This is a genomic window from Stenotrophomonas sp. C3(2023) (assembly GCF_032911385.1).
Taxonomy (GTDB): domain Bacteria; phylum Pseudomonadota; class Gammaproteobacteria; order Xanthomonadales; family Xanthomonadaceae; genus Stenotrophomonas.
The window spans coordinates 3,422,526-3,440,150 of sequence record NZ_JAWJLO010000001.1 but is presented as its reverse complement, the minus strand read 5'-3'; the positions used below and the strand labels follow the sequence as shown (position 1 = coordinate 3,440,150).

Here is a 17,625-nt window from a genome sequence, read left to right as displayed (position 1 = left end):
GACAATGGCCCGTCCCCGGCTGTCGTGGTTCCGATGCTCATCGCCTTCAACAAACCCTTCAATGTGCTTTGCCAGTTCACCGATCGCAGCGTGCCGCCGCGACCGACGCTGGCCGGCTACGACCTGCCGCCGCACGTGTACGCGGCGGGCCGGCTCGACCACGACAGCGAGGGCCTGCTGCTGCTCACCGATGACGGCGGCCTGGCGCATCGGCTGACCGACCCGCGTCACAAGGCCGACAAAACGTATTGGGTGCAGGTCGAGGGCGAGCCGGACGAAGAGGCGCTGCAGCAACTGCGGCGCGGTGTGATGCTCAAGGACGGGCCGACCCTGCCGGCCGGGGTCGATCGGCTGGCTGCGGCACCTGCACTATGGCCGCGGGACCCGCCGGTGCGCTTCCGCAAAACCGTGCCCGATGCCTGGCTGGCCATTACCCTGCGCGAAGGCAGGAACCGACAGGTGCGTCGGATGACCGCAGCAGTAGGCCTACCTACGCTACGGCTGGTACGGGTATCGATGGGTCCGCATGCGCTGGGGGACCTGCAACCGGGCCAATGGCGCACCCTTGGCTGAGCCCGTAGCGCCGGGCTCTGCCCGGCGAGCGCGAAGCGCGGCTTTCAATCGCGGTCCGGCCGCAGAACAGCCGGGCAGAGCCCGGCGGTACGTGCGCAGAACCGCAATGCGCGATGACGGGCGATGTCCGTCACTGCGCACCTGCTCAGGCGTCGCTGCCGATGTCGCTGTGCTCGTCCACGACGGTGTCGTTGCGGCGATCACGCGCGTTTATGCGCTGCGCCTGGCCGTTCACCACCTGGCCCTTGGCGGCCTTCTTCTGCTGCTGCTTGCGGTACAGCGCATAGCCCAGCAGGCCGACGCCGACGGCGGCCGCAGCCACGGTGACCGCAGGATTGCGCTTGGCGAAACGACCCGCCACCTTGCCGCCGGTCTTCACTGCACCCAGCGCGGCACCGGTCTTCAGCCAGTCACTGGCCGTCGGGCCGAGGTGGCGAAGGCCGCCGCTCAGGCTGCCGCCAGCATGCTTGATGCCATCGCCGGCGCTGTGGGCCAGGTCCAGTGCACGTTCCAGTGCACGATCGGTAATCACGGTCAGTCTGCTCATCTGTGGGGTCCTTTGCCTCGGGTCGAATTCCAGTGTCGCGTGATGCGTGTAAACGGTATGTCAGCCCAGGCCACTGCGTTGCTGACGCAGCGTCCACCGTTCAGCCAGGGGCGGGGCAGCGCTTACGTCCCACGTGGCTTGGCACGGTGGGTCGCGGTGGCGGTCCATGGGTCGTCAGGCCACGGGTGCCGTGGGTAACGGCCCTTCATTTCCTTTTTCACCTCGGCATAGGTGCTGGCCCAGAAGCTGCGCAGGTCCTGGGTGACCTGCAGGGGACGACCGCCGGGTGAGAGCAGGTGCAGGGTCAACGCGATGCGGCCATCGGCGACACGCGGCGTATCGGCCAGTCCGAACAGTTCCTGCAGTTTCACCGCCAGCACCGGCGCGACGGGCTCACCGCCTTCGCTGTCCAGCGCGTAGCTGACCGGGCGCTCGAGCCCGGAAGGCATCGTGATGCGGGTGGGGGCATGGCGCTCCACCGCCTGCTGCTGCGGCCACTGCAGCAGGGACTTCAACGCTTGGCCGAAGCTGGCCTCGTCCAGTGCATCGAGCCGGGTACGGCCGGCGAAGGCCGGCTGCAGCCATTGCTGGCGCTGCGCCAGCAGCGCGGCGTCGCTGCAGTCGGGCAGCGCAAGTTCGGGCATCCAATGGCGCAGTGATTCAACCCGCGCCTGCCACTGGCGCAGTCCGTCGGTCCACGGCAGCGCCTGCAGGCCCAGCTCAGCCACCGCATCGGTCAGTGCCTGCGCTGCCTGCGCCGGGTCAACCCGGCCTGCCGAGCGGCTGTCGAGCACAATGCGCTCGAAGCGGGATTCGCGCAGCGCGACCAGCGCCCGCCGTTCGGCATCCCAGCGCACCACGTCCTCGGTGACAAACCCGTCGGCAAACGCCCGGCGCAGGTAGCCTTCGTCCACCGGCGCCGCGCGCAGCAGCAACCCATCGCGGGCTTCAAAGCGCAGTTCGCTGGCGACGAGCCAGGGCTCGCCACGCAGGTCGCTGAGCTCGTGCAGGCGCGCACTGCGGCCATTGGCCAGCAGGTAACGCAGCGGATCGCTGCGATGCTGGAACGCGATGCGGTCCGGGAAGGCATGCGCAAGCAGGTCGCCCAGCGCATGAGCTTCGATGCTGGTCGGGGGCGCGGCCTCGCAGCGCAGGCGACGGCGCCACTGTCGTGCCGCCGCATCAATGGCCGCCAGGCCACTGCGGTTGGCATCGGCGGGCACCCGTCCGGTGCGCAGCGCCGCCAGCGCCCGCCACCGCGCAGCGAGCGCATCACCCCCTTGGCGCAGTGGGTCGCGTGCTTCCAGCAGGGCGGCGAGATCGGCCGCCAACGCCTGCTGCACCCCGGCCGTGGCCGAAAGCAGCATCACCGCCAGCCGCGGATGCGTGCCCAGGCCCAGCACCCGCCGCCCGAGTGCGGTGATCGCGCCGGTGGAGGACAAGGCCCCCAGCCGCTGCAGCAGCTCACGCGCCGCCGCCATCGGGCCTGCTGGCGGTGGGTCGACAAGGCGCAGTGCGTCGCTGCCCCAGGCGGCCAGTTCCAGCGCCAGCCCGGCCAGTTCGACCTGGTCGATCTCGGCGCGACGCTGCGGTTCCAACCGCTGCGACTGCGGCCACAGCCGCCATGCCACGCCCTCGGCCACACGGCCGGCACGGCCCGCGCGCTGGTCCGCCGAGGCCTGCGCGATGGGCACCAGGTCCAGTCGGGTAAAACCACTGTTGGGGTCGTAGCGCGGCTCGCGCGCCAGCCCACTGTCGATGACCACACGCACCCCCGGCAGGGTCACCGACGATTCGGCCACGTTGGTGGCCAGCACCACCCGGCGGCGGCCATCAGCGGCGACCTGCAGCACGCGTGCCTGCTGCTCCACCGGCAACTCGCCGTGCAGGGCCAGCACCTCCACCGCGCTGTGCAGCGCATCCTGCAGCCCGGCCAGCACGCGCTGGATCTCGCGCTGGCCCGGAAGGAACACCAGCACATCGCCGGGATGCTCGGCCAGCGCCTGCTGCACCGCGCGCCGCACCTGCAGCTCGAGCGCCTCGTCGCGGCGGGCCGGGAAGTGGCTGATGGCCACCGGGAAGCTGCGACCTTCACTGCTCAGGCGCGGCGCATCCAGAAAACCGGCCAGGCGCTCACCATCGAGCGTGGCCGACATCACCAGCAGGCGCAGGTCATCGCGCAGCTGGGACTGCACATCCAGCGCCAGGGCCAGCCCGAGATCGCCACTGAGGTGGCGCTCGTGGAACTCATCGAACAGGATCGCCCCGACGCCTTCCAGCATCGGGTCATCCTGCAGCATGCGGGTGAGGATGCCCTCGGTGACCACCTCGATGCGGGTACGTGCAGACACCTTGTTCTCGAAGCGGATGCGGTAGCCGACGGTGTCGCCGGTTTCTTCGCCCAGCTGCCGCGCCATGAACTGCGCCGCGCTGCGCGCCGCCACGCGGCGCGGTTCGAGCAGGATGATCTTCCGCGCACCCAGCCACGCTGCATCGAGCAGGGCCAGCGGGACCTGGGTGGTCTTGCCGGCGCCCGGCGGGGCTTCCAGCACCAGCCGGGTGTGGTGCTGCAGCTGCGCCTTCAGCTCGGGCAGCAGGGTGGAGATGGGAAACGTTGCGGCAGTCATGCTGCAAGGATAAGGGAGAGCGGGCCGGTTCCCGGCCACCGCCGGGTCGCGACAGAGCCGCAGGTACAATGCGCAGGCACCTCTGAACCGCGAAGACCATGCAACTGATCGATATCGGCGCCAACCTGACCCACGACTCCTTCGACCGCGACCGCGATGCCGTGCTGGCGCGCGCCCGTGAGGCCGGTGTCGCCCAGATGGTCATCACCGGTGCCAGCCGCGAGCATTCTCCCCTGGCCCTGCAGCTGGCCCGGCAGCATCCCGGCATGCTGTTCGCCACCGCAGGCGTGCACCCGCATCACGCCGTGGAGTACACCGACGAATGCGATGCGGAAATGCGCGCGCTGCACGCCCACCCTGAAGTGGTGGCGGTGGGCGAGTGCGGCCTGGACTACTTCCGGGACTTCTGCCCGCGCCCGGCCCAGCATCGGGCCTTCGAGCGGCAACTGCAGCTGGCCGCGGACGTCGTCGCTGCCGACGGCGCGCGCAAGCCACTGTTCCTGCATCAGCGTGATGCGCATGCCGATTTCATGGCACAGATGAAGAATTTCGAGGGGCGCCTGGGTCCGGCCGTGGTCCACTGCTTCACCGGCGAGCGCCAGGAACTGTTCGATTACCTGGACCAGGACTGGTACATCGGCATCACCGGCTGGCTGTGCGACGAACGCCGGGGTGCACACCTGCGCGAACTGGTCAGGCATATTCCCGCCAACCGCCTGATGATCGAGACCGACGCGCCGTATCTGCTGCCGCGCTCGCTCAAGCCGATGCCCAAGGACCGCCGCAACGAACCGATGTTCCTGGCGCACATCGTCGAGGAGCTGGCACGTGATCGCGGCGAGGATGCCGCCATCACCGCGGCCAATGCGACGGCTGCCAGCCGCGCCTTCTTCCGTCTGCCAGCCCTTCGCTGACCGCCCGTCACGGCGCGGGCAGCACCTGCATCAAGGCCGGGTCAAGGCGTCGCGCAGGCCTTCGCGGTAGGTCGGGAAGCGCGGTGTCCAGCCCAGCCGGGCACGCGTACCGCGGCTGTCGATGCGCTTGTGGCTGGCATAGAAGCGGCGCAGCGTTGCGCTGAGCGACGGGTCATCCCAGGCCACGGGCGGCGGCAGTGCGTGCCCGCCCAGTTGTGCCGCAAAGGCCAGCACCTCGTGCGATGGGGCAGGCTCGTCATCACTCGGCAGCAGCACTGCGTGACCCGCGCGGTGGGACAGCGCGGCCAGCACCACGCTGGCGAGGTCGTCCACATGCAGCCGGTTGAACACCAGCCCCGGCCGCAGCACATGCCGGGCACGGCCGTCGGCCAGCTGTCGCAGGGCATTGCGTCCCGGCCCGTACAGTCCCGGCAGGCGCAGGGCGACTGACGCGATGCCGCGCGAAGCAGCCAGCGCCTGCCACTGCGCCTCGGCCAGCAGCCGCTGGCGCCCCGTGCTGTCCTGCGCATCGGCCACGCTGTGCTCGTCCACCCAGCCGCCACCCCGGTCGGCATACACCGAGGTCGAGGACAGATACCCGACCCAGCGCAGGGCCGGCGCGGTACGCAGCACGTCGGCCACCCAGCGCAGCGCAGGATCACCTTCGGCATCGGGTGGCACGCTGCACAGCACCGCCTCCGCGGCATGCAGGGCAGCGCGCAGGGCGGGGTCGGGCGCGTGGTCCGCGCCCAGACGGTGACGCTGCAGCCCATCGGCCTCGGCGCGTGCCGGGTCGCGCACCGTGCCGCAGACCTGCAACCCGTTTGACCGCAGATGGCGGGCGATCACGCGACCGCTCCAGCCCATGCCGAGGATCACCACCCGGCGCGGCAACGACGTGGGCACATGGCCCATCACGCTCACCGGCGCAGGGCCTGATACGCCTGCAGGCCGCTCCAGGCCACCGTCAGCAGGGGAGCCTGCTGGCCGGCGTGACGTGCGCGGTCGAGCATGTCGCCGACAATATGCGCCCCTTCCACCTGCTGGCCCGCCTCAAGGTCACGCAGCATCGAGGCCTTCAACGTCGATCCGGCTTCGGTCAGTGTGGCCAGGGCGGTCTGCTGCGCCTTGTCCGGGATCGGTTGGCCGGCAGCGGCGGCCACGGCCGTGCATTCGGCATACAGGCCGCGCATGATCGCGTCGCCGTCGTCGGTGGCCACCACCGTACCGACATCGGCGCGCAGCAGACAGGTGCCCGCGGCCAGCGCGGTGAGGAAGCTGTACTTGGCCCACTGTTCCTGGCCGATCCGGTCGCTGGCCAGATGATCGATGCCGGCCTGTGCACAGGCCGCAGCGAAGGCCTGCACCCGCGCGCTGGATGCCGCGCCGTCACGCTCACCGAAGGTCAGCCGGGCCGGCTTGCCCAGATGCATCACCGCGCCATCGTCGGCCTTGGTGGCGCTGATGAAGCACAGGCCACCAAGTACCGCGTCATGGCCAAACCGCGCATCCAGCGCCGCGTAATGGCGCAGGCCGTTGAGGATCGGCAGCACCGTGGTCTGCGCACCGACCGCAGGGGCGATGGCCTCGATCGCGCTGTCCAGGTCATAGGCCTTGCAGCTGAGGATAACCAGATCGAACGGCGCGCTGGCCGCCAGTGCCGGCAACGCCTCGGCGGTGACGTGCTGCACCGGGAAGCAGGCATGGCCGAGCGGGCTGCGCAGCACCAGACCCTCACGCTCAAGCTGGGCCGCACGTCGCGGCCGCACCAGGAACGTGACGTCCACCCCCGCCTCGGCCAAGCGGCCGCCGAAGTAACCACCGGTACCACCGGCGCCAAGGATCAGGATACGCATTGCCGACTCACCACTTGGGACAGGCCTCGATTGTGCAGGAGAAGCCACGCGCCCGCTCCCCCGATCGAACGCAGCGAAGCCGCGAACAGACGGCAACACCCACCACGACCAGAGCAGAAAGCCCGCCAAGCCGACAGCAGCAACAGCGTGACGACCAACGGTCGTCACCTACCAAAAAAAAACCAAAAACCAAACCGAAAACCAAAAGCAAAACCAAAGCCAAAAGCCAACAGCAAAAAGCCAAAAGCAAAAAGCCAAAAGCCAAAAGTCAAAAGCCAAAAGTCAAAAGTCAAAAGCGTGACGACCAACGGTCGTCCCCTACCAACAGCGGTTCTGCTGTCCGTCCATCGGAGTGTGTCGGAGGTGGGGCGGGGTGAGGTGGCGGGGGTGTGGAGCGCCAGGGATGGCGCGAGACAAGGCACGCAGGACGCAGTTGTTGCCGTCCCCCGCCGCCTCACCCCGCCCCGCCCACACAAAAACAGCGCAGAGCCGCCGCTCCACGCTGTTGCTGTTGCCGTAGAGCGGGGCGCCGGGGCCGCAGGCCCCGGCCAACCACCCCTCAGCTGCGCATGCCCACGCCCCGGCGCAGCAACCACAGCGCCAACGCCGTCAGCCCCACCACAAACGCGATCATCAGCCCGAACGCCACCGGCAGCGGCACATCACTGGTGCCCAGCAGACCGTAGCGGAACGCATTGACCATGTAGAAGATCGGGTTGGCATGGGTGGCCGTCTCGGCCCAGCCCGGCAGCAGCTTCACCGAATAGAACACACCGCCCAGGTAGGTCAGCGGGGTCAGGATGAAGGTCGGCACGATGGCCACATCATCGAACTTCTTGGCGTACACCGCATTGATGAAACCGGCCAGCGAGAAGATCGTCGCCCCCAGCAGCACCGTCGCCAGCGTCACCAGCGGGTGCGGAATACGCACCGGCGTGAAGAACATCGCGATGATCAGCACGATCACCCCGACCATCAGGCCGCGCAGCACCGCACCAGCCACATAGCCCCACAGGATCACCCAGTTGGGCATCGGGCTGACCAGCAGCTCCTCCACGTGCCGGCCGAACTTGGCGCCGAAGAACGACGAGCTGATGTTGCCGTAGCTGTTCTGGATCACGCTCATCATCACCAGGCCCGGCACGATGAACTGCATGTAGCTGTAGCCCCCCATCTCGCCGACGCGCGAGCCGATCAACCCGCCGAAGATCAGGAAGTACAGCGTCATCGTGATCGCCGGAGGCACCAGCGTCTGGCCCCAGATGCGCATGATGCGCGCCACTTCGCGGCGCACGATGGTCATCAGCGCGATGCGGTTGCGCTGGCCGTCGGTCAGGGTCGGGGTGCTGCTCATGCGGGCGTCTCCAGGTTGCCGGTGAGGCGCACGAACAGTTCCTCCAGGCGGTTGCTCTTGGTGCGCATCGAACGCACACGGATACCGGCCGCGTTGAGCTCGGCGAAGACCCGGTTGAGGTCCATCGCGCGCGGCATGTCGATGTCCAGCGTGTGCGCGTCGGCGGCGGTGATGGTGGTGCCCTCGATCACCGGCAGCTGCGCCGGCAGCTCACCGTCGATGTCCAGCAGGAAGCCTTCCACGTCCAGCTTGGCCAGCAGGCTGCGCATCGGCCCCTGCTCGACGATCCGGCCGTGGTTGATGATCGCCAGATGCCGGCACAGGTGCTCGGCTTCTTCCAGGTAATGGGTGGTGAGGATGATGGTGGTGCCGGCGGCGTTGATCTCCTTCAGCACCCGCCACATGTCGCGGCGGATCTCGATGTCCACGCCAGCGGTGGGCTCGTCAAGGATCAGCAGACGCGGGCGGGTCATCATCGCGCGGGCAATCATCAGCCGGCGCTTCATGCCGCCGGACAGGGTGCGGCTCATCACCTGCGCCTTCTCCCACAGATGGGCGCGCTTGAGCTCCTGCTCGGCCATCTGCTCGGCTTCCTCGCGCGGTACACCGTAGAAGCCGGCATAGTTGACCAGGATGTCGAAGGGTTTCTCGAACAGGTTGAAGTTGATTTCCTGCGGCACCAGACCGATCAGGCGCATGGTGGCACTGCGCTGGCGCACCAGGTCGCTGCCGAAGACCTCGACCTGGCCCTCGCTGAGGTTGACCAGCGAGCTGATGATGCCGATCAGGGTCGACTTGCCGGCCCCGTTGGGGCCGAGCAGGGCGAAGAAATCGCCCGGGGCGACTTCCAGCGACACGCCCTTCAGGGCCTGGGTGCCGTTGTCGTAGGTTTTGCGCAGGTCGCGCACGCGCAGGGCGGGCGCCGTGGGGGTGTTCTGGGAATCCAAGCTCGAAGCCTTCGCGCCGCCGGGCGGGCGCTGGAGTGGGGCAGGGGGGGTATTATAGGTGCCCCCGAGGGTCCGCCCCGGCTACACACTGTTCCCACTGTCGTGCCAGTTCAATTCCCCCTCAGGCTGGTTGGCCGCCACATGCTGGCGCCGACCGTTGGCCACTACCAGTTCCTGCGTGACGACGGCCAGCCGCTGGATTTCCAGCCCGGCCAGTTCATCCAGATCCATTTCAGCTACGCCGACGGCACCGTCACCAAGCGCAGCTATTCGCTGGCGACCATTCATGACCACGCCCTGGGCCCGGGCGAGGCGGTGGACATCGCGGTCAGCTTCGTTCCCGGCGGCGCGGCCACGGCCCTGTTTGAAGGCCTGGACATCGGCGGCCAGCTGCAGGCCAGTGGGCCATACGGCCGCTTCTGCCTGAACCCAGGTGACCGTAATGGCCGCTACCTGCTGATCGCCACCGGTACCGGCGTCACGCCCTACCGTTCGATGCTGCCGCTGCTGGCCACCGCCATGGCGGAGCGTGGCGCCGAAGTGGTGCTGCTGCAGGGTGCGCGCAGCCCGAGCGAGCTGCTGTACAGCGCCGATTTCGAGGCGTTTGCCCAGCAGCACCCGAACTTCCGCTACGTGCCCTGCCTGTCGCGCGAGCTGCCGGCCGAGCCGCACCCGGACGTGCGCCATGGGTACGTGCAGCAGTTCCTGGCCGAGTTCAGCCCGGATCCGGCCACCGACATCGCCTACCTGTGCGGCAACCCGGACATGGTCGACGCCTGTGTCGAGGCCCTGAAGGGCATGGGGCTGGGCAACCCGCAGCTGCGCCGCGAGAAGTACGTCTCCAGCACCTGAGACGGGGCAGGAGCGTGCACGCGCTCTTGCCTTCAGCCGTGCGGCGCTGCAGCATGGCAAGCGCGCACCGCGCACGATACACAAGGCGTTGCGGGGATTCCGGCGCGGCTTGCACCGGCTCGAATTGACAGCGTTGTCAGGCGGCCCGTACAACGGGGGCTTCCGGTCGGGGGCCGGCATCCGCAACCTGTTTCGAGGTGATCATGTACCGTGCAAACCGTTCCGAGCGCGCGCGCCTGCGCCTGCGTCCGCTGCTGTTCACCGCCGTGCTGGCGGTACTGAGCGCACCCGCGCTGGCGGCGTCGCCAGTGGGCACCGCCGATGCGGCGGGCGCCATCCATCCGGCCAGCTGGCCGCAGCCGTCCTGGCCGCTGGCCACCGACGCCGCGCTGGAGCAGCGGCTGGAAAGCCTCCTCGCATCGATGACGGTGGAGGAGAAGGTCGGCCAGATCGTGCAGGGCGACATCGCCAGCATCACCCCGGACGACGTGCGCAAGTACCGGCTGGGGTCGATCCTCGCGGGCGGTGGTTCGGATCCGGGTGGCCGCTACAACGCAGCGCCGGCCGAATGGCTGGCGCTGGCCGATGCCTTCTGGGAAGCCTCGATGGATACCCGAGGCGGTGGCAAGGCCATCCCGATCATCTGGGGCATCGACGCCATGCACGGCCAGAGCAACGTGATCGGCGCCACGCTGTTCCCGCACAACATCGGCCTGGGTGCCACCCGCAATCCCGAACTGCTGCGCGAGATTGCGCGCATCACTGCGGCCGAGACCCGCACCACCGGCATGGAGTGGACCTTCGCGCCGACCGTGGCGGTACCCCAGGACGACCGCTGGGGCCGCACCTACGAAGGTTATTCGGAAGACCCGAAGCTGGTGGCCAGCTATGCCGGCGTGTTCGTCGAAGGCTTGCAGGGCAAGGTCGGCGACAAGGACTTTCTGGACGACACGCGGGTGATGACCACGGTCAAGCATTTTCTTGGCGATGGCGGTACCGACAACGGCAAGGACCAGGGCGACACCAGTGTCAGCGAGGCCGAACTGCGCGACATCCACGGTGCGGGCTACTACCCGGCCATTGCTGCCGGTGCGCAGTCGGTGATGGCTTCGTTCAACAGCTTCCATGGTGAGAAGCTGCACGGGCACAAGCCGCTGCTGACCGACGTGCTGAAAGACCGCATGAACTTCGGCGGCTTCGTGGTCGGCGACTGGAACGGCCATGGCCAGGTGAAGGGGTGCAGCAACACCGATTGCGCGCAGACCTTCATCGCCGGGCTGGACATGGCGATGGCGCCGGACAGCTGGAAGGGCCTGTACGAAAGCACGCTGCGCCACGTCAACGACGGCACCCTGCCGATGGCACGCCTGGACGATGCGGTGCGGCGCATCCTGCGCGCCAAGCTGCGCATGGGCCTGTTCGAGAAACCGCGGCCCTCCGAGCGCGCGCTGGGTGGCAGGTTTGAACTGCTGGGCGCGCCTGAGCACCGTGCCGTGGCGCGCACGGCGGTGCGCGAGTCGCTGGTGCTGCTGAAGAACAATGGCGGCGTGCTGCCGCTGTCACCGAAGCAGCGCATCCTGGTGGCCGGTGACGGCGCCGACAACATGACCAAGCAGACCGGCGGCTGGACGCTGAGCTGGCAGGGCGATGGCACCACCCGCGCCGACTTCCCCAACGCCGATACGATCTGGGAAGGCCTGCAGGCGCAGATCAAGGCCGCTGGCGGCAGTGCAGAGCTGGCCGTCGATGGCACCTACAAGCGCAAGCCGGACGTGGCCATCGTGGTGTTCGGCGAAGACCCGTATGCCGAGTTCCAGGGCGACCAGCCCGACCTGCTGTTCCAGGGCGGCCGGTCCGGTGACCTGGAGCTGATCCGCACGCTGAAGGGCGCCGGCATTCCGGTGGTGGCGGTGTTTCTCAGTGGCCGTCCGTTATGGATGAACCGCGAGATCAACGCCGCCGACGCGTTCGTCGCCGCCTGGCTGCCCGGCTCCGAAGGGGCCGGTGTGGCCGATGTGCTGCTGCGCGATGCCGCCGGCAAGGTACAGCATGATTTCCGCGGCACGCTCAGCTTCTCCTGGCCGCGCCGTGCCGACCAGTTCCGCAACAATGTCGGCCAGGACGGCTACGACCCGCAGTTCGCCTTCGGTTACGGGCTGACCTACGCCGATACGCGCGACCTGCCGGCCCTGTCCGAAGATGCCGGCGTGGACCTCAACGCCGCCCGCGGCAGCACCTTGTTCGAGCGCGGCGTGGCCAGCACCGGCATGATCCTGCGGCTGACCGATGCGGCGGGGAACCCGACCGACATCGTGCACCCCAACGCCGCCACCACCGACGGTGCGGTGAAGATGACCGCGATCAACACCGACGTGCAGGAAGGCGCGCGCCAGTTCGCGTTTGCCGCCCCGGCGAGCATGGCGCTGCTGTCCAACCAGCCGCTGGACTGGACACGCGAGACCAACGGCGATGTGATGCTGGTGGCTGACGTGCGCGTGGACGCATTGCCGGTCAATGCCCCGGTGCACTTCATCGCGGCCTGTGGCAAGGCATGCGAGGGCGGCTTCGCCATCGACAAGGCGCTGGCCACGCTGCCCAAGGGCCAGTGGCAGCAGCTCGGCATTCCGCTCAAGTGCCTGGCCGCTGCCGGCGTGAACACCGGTGCGCTGACCACGCCGTTCGCGCTGCGTGGCAGCCAGGGTGTCACGCTTTCGTTGGCCAAGGCGGCGCTGGGTACCTCGGCCGATGCCAGGGTGGAGTGCCGCGCCGCGCCCTGAGGCGTACCTGGAGGGTCAGGCGCGGCGACAGTCGAAACGATCCGCGCCTGACCATCGCCCCGTCGCTGCGTTCAGTGTACTTTGAGTCACATCCGCGACCGGACCGCGTCTGGTCTGCATGACTCCAGCAACGGGGAACCAAGGAAGATGTCGAGCCAACGCTTGAAACTGGCCGGGCTCATGGCCAGTGTCCTGTGTGTCGCCTGCAGCGCGCCTGCGCCCGAGGCCAGCAAGGACGGAACCACCACCCGCCACTTTGGCAGCATTGCCTTCTCACCGTGCACGCTCAGCGGCGCGATGGCCAGCCAGAACGTGGAGGCACAGTGCGGCACGTTGTCGGTGGCCGAAGATCCGCAGCGTCCCGACGGGCGGCATATCGACCTGCGCATCGCCTGGCTGGATGCCGGCAACAGCGGCTCGGCGATGGCCGACCCGGTGTTCTTCCTGGCCGGCGGCCCAGGGCAGGCGGCCAGTGAAGTGGCGCAGGTGGTCAACGCCGCGCTCGGCCAGGTACGCAAGCGCCGCGACATTTTCCTGATCGACCAGCGCGGCACCGGCGGCTCCAATCCGCTGGACTGCGTGGACGCTGATGGCAAGGCGATGAAGCTTGACGAGTCGGCCGAACCGACCCCGGCGTTCCTGCGCGAATTCGCCGCCACCTGTGCGGCCGGCCTGGCTGACAAAGCCGACGTGCGCCAGTACACCACCTCGCGGGCCATCGACGACCTGGATGCGGTGCGCAAGGCACTGGGCGTGAGCCAGCTCAACCTGGTCGGTGGCTCCTACGGTACGCGGGTGGCCCAGCAGTACGCCGCGCGCTACCCGCAGCACACCCGCACCGTGGTCATCGACGGCGTAGTGCCCAACGACCTGGTGGTGGGTGGCGATTTTGCCAACACCTTCCAGAACGCGATCACCCTGCAGGCAGCCCAGTGCATACAGGATGCAGCCTGCGCCAAACGCTTCCCGGTGGATACGCGCACCCAGCTGGCCAAGGTGATGCAGACCCTGGCCGCCGCGCCGGTGCAGGTGACCTACCGCGACCCGGGCACCGCACAGCCGCGAACCGACGCGCTGACCCATGACAGCGTGGCCGGCCTCGCCTTTGCGTTCTCCTACATGCCGCAGCTGTCCGCACTGCTGCCGGTGGTGCTCGACGAAGCTGCCAATGGCCGCTACGAGCCGCTGGCCGCGCTGTCACGCAATGCCAGCCGCGCGATGGACATGCAGATCAACCGCGGCATGCAGTGGTCGGTGATCTGCAGCGAGGACGCCGCGCGTTACCAGCCACCGACCGAACCGCAGGGCGATACCCTGATCGGGCCGCACGTGGCCGAGATGTTCTTCGCCGCCTGCGGCGCCTGGCCGCACGAGAACGTGGCCGCCACACCGGCATTGACCAGCGAGCTGCCGGTACTGCTGCTCTCCGGCGAAGTCGACCCGGTCACGCCGCCGCGCTACGCCGAGCGCGTGCTGCCCGGGTTGCCGAACGGCCGCCATCTGGTCGCGCGCGGCCAGGGTCACGGCACGCTGACGGCCGGCTGCATGCCGCGCCTGCTCGGCCAGTTCATCGACGGCGCCGACGCCAAGGCACTGGATGCCACCTGCCTGGACACGCTTGCGCGCGTGCCGGCGTTCACCTCGTTCAACGGATGGGAACCATGATCGTCGCCGACAGCCTGCACAAGGCATTCAAAACCAAGGCCGGGGTGATCCAGGCCGTCAACGATGTGAGCTTCAGCGCCCCCGATGGTGCCATCACCGGTCTGCTCGGCCCGAACGGTGCCGGCAAGACCACCACCATGCGCATGCTCTACACGCTGATGACCCCGGACCAGGGCCGGGTGAGCGTGGATGGCGTGGATTCGACCACCGATCCCACCGGCGTGCGCCGCCGCCTGGGCGTGCTGCCCGACGCGCGTGGCGTCTACAAGCGGCTGACCGCGCGCGAGAACATCGCCTACTTCGGCCAGCTGCATGGCATGTCCGCCGGCGAGATCGCCCAGCGCACCGAAGTGCTGTCCAGAGCGCTGGACATGGGGGACATCCTGGACCGCCAGACCGACGGATTCTCGCAGGGTCAGCGCACCAAGACCGCCATCGCGCGCGCGCTGGTGCACGATCCGCGCAACGTCATCCTGGACGAACCCACCAACGGGCTGGACGTGATGACCACCCGTGGCATGCGCCGGTTTCTGCACGGTCTGCGTGATGAAGGACGCTGCGTGATCTTCTCCAGCCACATCATGCAGGAGGTGGCCGCGCTGTGTGACCACATCGTCATCATCGCCAAGGGCACGGTGATGGCCGCAGGCAGTGCCGACGCACTGCGCGAACAGGCAGGCGAGAGCAATCTTGAAGATGCCTTCGTCAAGTTGATTGGCAGCGAGGAGGGTCTGCACGCATGAGCCTGATGTCGACCGTGTTGACCGTGATGCGCAAGGAACTGCGCGATCTTTCCCGTGACCGCCGCACGCTGGCACTGAGCCTGCTGATGGGGCCGCTGCTCTACCCGCTGCTGATCCTGGGCATGGGCAAGCTGGCCGAGAGCCGCTTCAAGACCCAGATCGACAAGCCGTTGGAAATCCCCATGATCGGCACCGCCAACGCGCCGAACCTGGTGGCCTTCCTGAAGGCCCAGGGCCTCAACCCGGTGGAGCCGCCGAAGGACCTGCAGGCGGCGATCCGCGAGCAGAAGGTCGATGTGGCCCTGCGCATCAGCGACGAGTTCGATGCCCGCTGGCGCGATGGTCGCCCCGCGCTGGTGGAGATCATCAAGGACAGCACGCGCCGCGATGCCGATGTGCCCTCCACCCGGCTGGAAACCGCGCTGGCGGCGTACAGCAGCCAGGTGGGCGCACTGCGTCTGATGGCCCGCGGCATCGACCCACAGGTGGTGCGCCCGCTGGATGTGGCCACCCAGGACATGGCCAGCGCGGAAGCCAAGCAGGGCATGATGCTGTCGGTGCTGCTGCCGATGCTGCTGACCCTGACCTCGTTCCTCGGCGGTGCCTATCTGGTGATGGACACCACCGCCGGTGAGCGCGAACGCCAGTCGCTGGAACCGCTGCTGGCCACCCCGGCCTCGCGCGCAGCGATCGTCAGCGGCAAGATCACCGCCGCGGTGGTGGTCGGCCTGGTCTCGCTGATCATCACGCTGGTGGCGTTCAAGCTCAGCGCGCAGGTCTCGGACACCGGCATCGGCCGCCAGCTCAACATGGGCCTGGGCTCGATGCTGCAGATGCTGCTGGTGATGATGCCGATGCTGATGATCGGCACCGCGCTGCTGACCTACCTTTCGGCCGCCGCCAAGAGCCTGAAGGAAGCACAGGCGCACATGACCTGGCTGGTGCTGATGCCGATGCTGCCCAGCTACGCGCTGATCGCCTACCCGCTGAAGAGTCAGATGTGGCAGTACGCCATCCCGTTCCTGTCGCAGAACCAGATGCTGCTGAAGGTGATCCGCCACGAGCACATCAGTGTGACGGTGTGGGGCATCTATCTGGTGGCCAATCTCGGCCTGGCGGTGCTGCTGTGGCTGGCCACGGTGCACCGTTACCGGCAGGAGCGCCTGGCAATCTCGGGCTGAGGCAGAGAAAGGCAGAGCGGGGCCACGCCCCGCTCCCGAACAACCGCAACAGCGTGACGACCAACGGTCGTCACCTACCAACAGCACAGCAACACCAACACCAACACCAACACCAACAGATCGCATCCGCTCCAAGGCTGTTCTGGCCGTCCACAGCAATGTGTCGAAGGTGGGGCGGGGTGGGTGCGCGGGGGTGTCGAGCGCCACGGATGGCGCGAAACAAGGCACGCAGGACGCAGTTTTTGCCGTCCCCCGCACAGCCACCCCGTCCCGCCCAAAAAAAAACAGCGCAGAGCCGATGCTCCACGCTGTTGCTGTTGCTGTTGCTGTTGCTGTTGCTGTTAGCTGTTGCTGTTGCTGGAAAGCAGGGGGCGCGGGGGCGAAGCCCCCGCAGAAAGAATCCCTCAGCCGCCCGGCTGGAAGGCCAGCGTACGACGCGTCACCACCGGCGCCGCCACCGGCTCGAACCGCCACCGCTTCACCGCATTGATCGCCTCGCGATCGAAAATCCGTGCCGGCGTCGACCGCAGCACCCGCGCGTTCACCACCGACCCATCGGTCCCCACCGTGATCTCCACCAGCACCTCGCCCGACGTACCCGAACGCAGCGCTTCGGCCGGATAACGCGGTGCCGGCGTACTCACCGGGCGCAGGCTGGGCGCTGCTGCTGCCGGCGCCGCCGGCTGACGGGCCGCTGCCGCCTGCGCGGCCGCCGCCTGCTGCTGGCGCTGCTCGGCCGCACGCCGTTCGGCCGCCTGCCGTTCCGCATCCTGCTGCTCGGTCTGGCGACGGCTGGCGTCCTGCTGCGCGGCCACCTGCTGCGCGGCTTCGCTCTCACGCCCGCGCTGCTCCGCCTGGCGCTGCTGCTCGGCCTGCTGCCGGCTCTTGGCTTCGGCCTCGGCCTTCACCCGGGCGGTTTCGTCGCTGGTGCGCTGGGCGGCCTTCTCCATGCCGGCCTCGAGGCTCTGCTTCAACCGCGGCAGTGCGGGGGCAGCGGGGTCGGCCTTCTCGATCAGGGCGATCAGCCGCTGTGCCTCGGTGAAGTCCTCGCGCGCGAGATTGTTCTCGGCCGCGATCAGCGTGTACGGCAGCAGATCGGTCAGCGCGCTCTTCACCACGGCATCGTCCGGTGTCTTGTCCCGCAGCGCCAGGTAGTACTCGATGGCGTTGTCCCCCGCCGGCGCGTACATGCGGTTTTCGCGCAGCGCCTGGCTGGCCGAGGCGGCCAGTTCGTCAGTGCCCATCGCCTGCACCGTACTGGACACCGCCGGTGCCGCGGCCGGCGCCACCGCCGGTGCCGTGCCGGCCGCCGGGGCGGCAGCAGGTTCGTCCTTGCCCGAACAGGCCACCAGGCCGAGCAGCAGGACAACGGGCGCCAACAGGCGCGCGCGGGCGATCACAGGCAATGCGGCGTACGACATCCAACTTCCCCTTGAGTGCGACGGTGCGAAAGGCCGGCCCGCGGGGGGCTGGCACGGACCGATGACGTTCCCGGCGGCATCGGTGGGTGGTGCTCTGGACGCAATCTAGCATCCCTTACCGCTGCGGGGCAGGGGCGGCCATCGGCAGCGCCCGCCGCCCCCTGCGCC

14 protein-coding genes are annotated in these 17,625 nt (G+C 68.4%); 7 read left to right on the top strand and 7 right to left on the bottom strand.

Annotated elements, in window-relative coordinates; all coding sequences use genetic code 11:
• The first annotated feature begins 33 nt into the window (after positions 1 to 33).
• Entirely contained in the window at positions 34 to 573 is a 540-nt protein-coding gene (locus tag RZA67_RS15270) for a pseudouridine synthase (protein ID WP_317214034.1), read from the top strand.
• Positions 574 to 718: 145 nt separating this feature from the next.
• Here the strand turns inward: RZA67_RS15270 and RZA67_RS15265 are convergent, their stop codons facing one another.
• On the bottom strand, positions 719 to 1,120 hold the full coding sequence (locus RZA67_RS15265) for a hypothetical protein (protein WP_317213576.1): 402 nt from the start codon (positions 1,118 to 1,120) through the stop codon (positions 719 to 721).
• Between the two features lie 122 nt (positions 1,121 to 1,242).
• On the bottom strand, positions 1,243 to 3,747 hold the full coding sequence (gene hrpB, locus RZA67_RS15260) for an ATP-dependent helicase HrpB (protein WP_317213575.1): 2,505 nt from the start codon (positions 3,745 to 3,747) through the stop codon (positions 1,243 to 1,245).
• Between the two features lie 98 nt (positions 3,748 to 3,845).
• Between hrpB and RZA67_RS15255 the strand changes: the two genes are divergently transcribed.
• Positions 3,846 to 4,661 (top strand): TatD family hydrolase, encoded by an 816-nt coding sequence (locus RZA67_RS15255; RefSeq protein WP_317213574.1) that lies wholly within the window; start codon positions 3,846 to 3,848, stop codon positions 4,659 to 4,661.
• A 30-nt stretch (positions 4,662 to 4,691) separates the two neighbouring features.
• On the opposite strand, the gene RZA67_RS15250 is transcribed toward RZA67_RS15255, so the two are convergent.
• The 4 genes from RZA67_RS15250 to RZA67_RS15235 form a co-directional block, all read right to left on the bottom strand.
• The gene (locus tag RZA67_RS15250; protein WP_317213573.1) at positions 4,692 to 5,576 is read right to left on the bottom strand and encodes an NAD-dependent epimerase/dehydratase family protein; all 885 of its coding nucleotides are present in this window, start codon (positions 5,574 to 5,576) and stop codon (positions 4,692 to 4,694) included.
• A gap of 5 nt (positions 5,577 to 5,581) precedes the next feature.
• A complete protein-coding gene (panE, locus tag RZA67_RS15245) occupies positions 5,582 to 6,517 on the bottom strand; it encodes a 2-dehydropantoate 2-reductase (protein WP_317213572.1) in 936 nt (311 codons plus the stop codon).
• A 559-nt stretch (positions 6,518 to 7,076) separates the two neighbouring features.
• Positions 7,077 to 7,871, bottom strand: a complete 795-nt coding sequence (locus tag RZA67_RS15240) for an ABC transporter permease (RefSeq protein WP_317213571.1) — start codon at positions 7,869 to 7,871, stop codon at positions 7,077 to 7,079.
• Positions 7,868 to 8,818: an ABC transporter ATP-binding protein gene (locus tag RZA67_RS15235; RefSeq protein WP_317213570.1), complete on the bottom strand. Its 951-nt coding sequence runs from the start codon at positions 8,816 to 8,818 to the stop codon at positions 7,868 to 7,870. The genes RZA67_RS15240 and RZA67_RS15235 overlap by 4 nt, the downstream gene beginning before the upstream one ends.
• 102 nt (positions 8,819 to 8,920) lie before the next feature.
• On the opposite strand from RZA67_RS15235, the gene RZA67_RS15230 reads away from it, so the two are divergent.
• The 5 genes from RZA67_RS15230 (at position 8,921) to RZA67_RS15210 (ending at position 16,036) form a co-directional block, all read left to right on the top strand.
• Positions 8,921 to 9,670 carry a ferredoxin--NADP reductase gene (locus tag RZA67_RS15230; RefSeq protein WP_317213569.1) on the top strand — a complete coding sequence of 250 codons (750 nt, stop codon included), beginning with the start codon at positions 8,921 to 8,923 and terminating at the stop codon, positions 9,668 to 9,670.
• A gap of 203 nt (positions 9,671 to 9,873) precedes the next feature.
• Entirely contained in the window at positions 9,874 to 12,447 is a 2,574-nt protein-coding gene (locus RZA67_RS15225; RefSeq protein WP_317213568.1) for a glycoside hydrolase family 3 N-terminal domain-containing protein, read from the top strand.
• A 147-nt stretch (positions 12,448 to 12,594) separates the two neighbouring features.
• Positions 12,595 to 14,112, top strand: a complete 1,518-nt coding sequence (locus RZA67_RS15220; protein WP_317213567.1) for an alpha/beta hydrolase — start codon at positions 12,595 to 12,597, stop codon at positions 14,110 to 14,112.
• Positions 14,109 to 14,855: an ATP-binding cassette domain-containing protein gene (locus RZA67_RS15215; protein WP_317213566.1), complete on the top strand. Its 747-nt coding sequence runs from the start codon at positions 14,109 to 14,111 to the stop codon at positions 14,853 to 14,855. The genes RZA67_RS15220 and RZA67_RS15215 overlap by 4 nt, the downstream gene beginning before the upstream one ends.
• Positions 14,852 to 16,036 carry an ABC transporter permease gene (locus tag RZA67_RS15210; RefSeq protein WP_317213565.1) on the top strand — a complete coding sequence of 395 codons (1,185 nt, stop codon included), beginning with the start codon at positions 14,852 to 14,854 and terminating at the stop codon, positions 16,034 to 16,036. Before RZA67_RS15215 ends, RZA67_RS15210 begins: the two co-directional genes overlap by 4 nt.
• 404 nt (positions 16,037 to 16,440) lie before the next feature.
• Here the strand turns inward: RZA67_RS15210 and RZA67_RS15205 are convergent, their stop codons facing one another.
• Positions 16,441 to 17,457 carry an energy transducer TonB gene (locus RZA67_RS15205; protein ID WP_317213564.1) on the bottom strand — a complete coding sequence of 339 codons (1,017 nt, stop codon included), beginning with the start codon at positions 17,455 to 17,457 and terminating at the stop codon, positions 16,441 to 16,443.
• Positions 17,458 to 17,625: the final 168 nt, after the last annotated feature.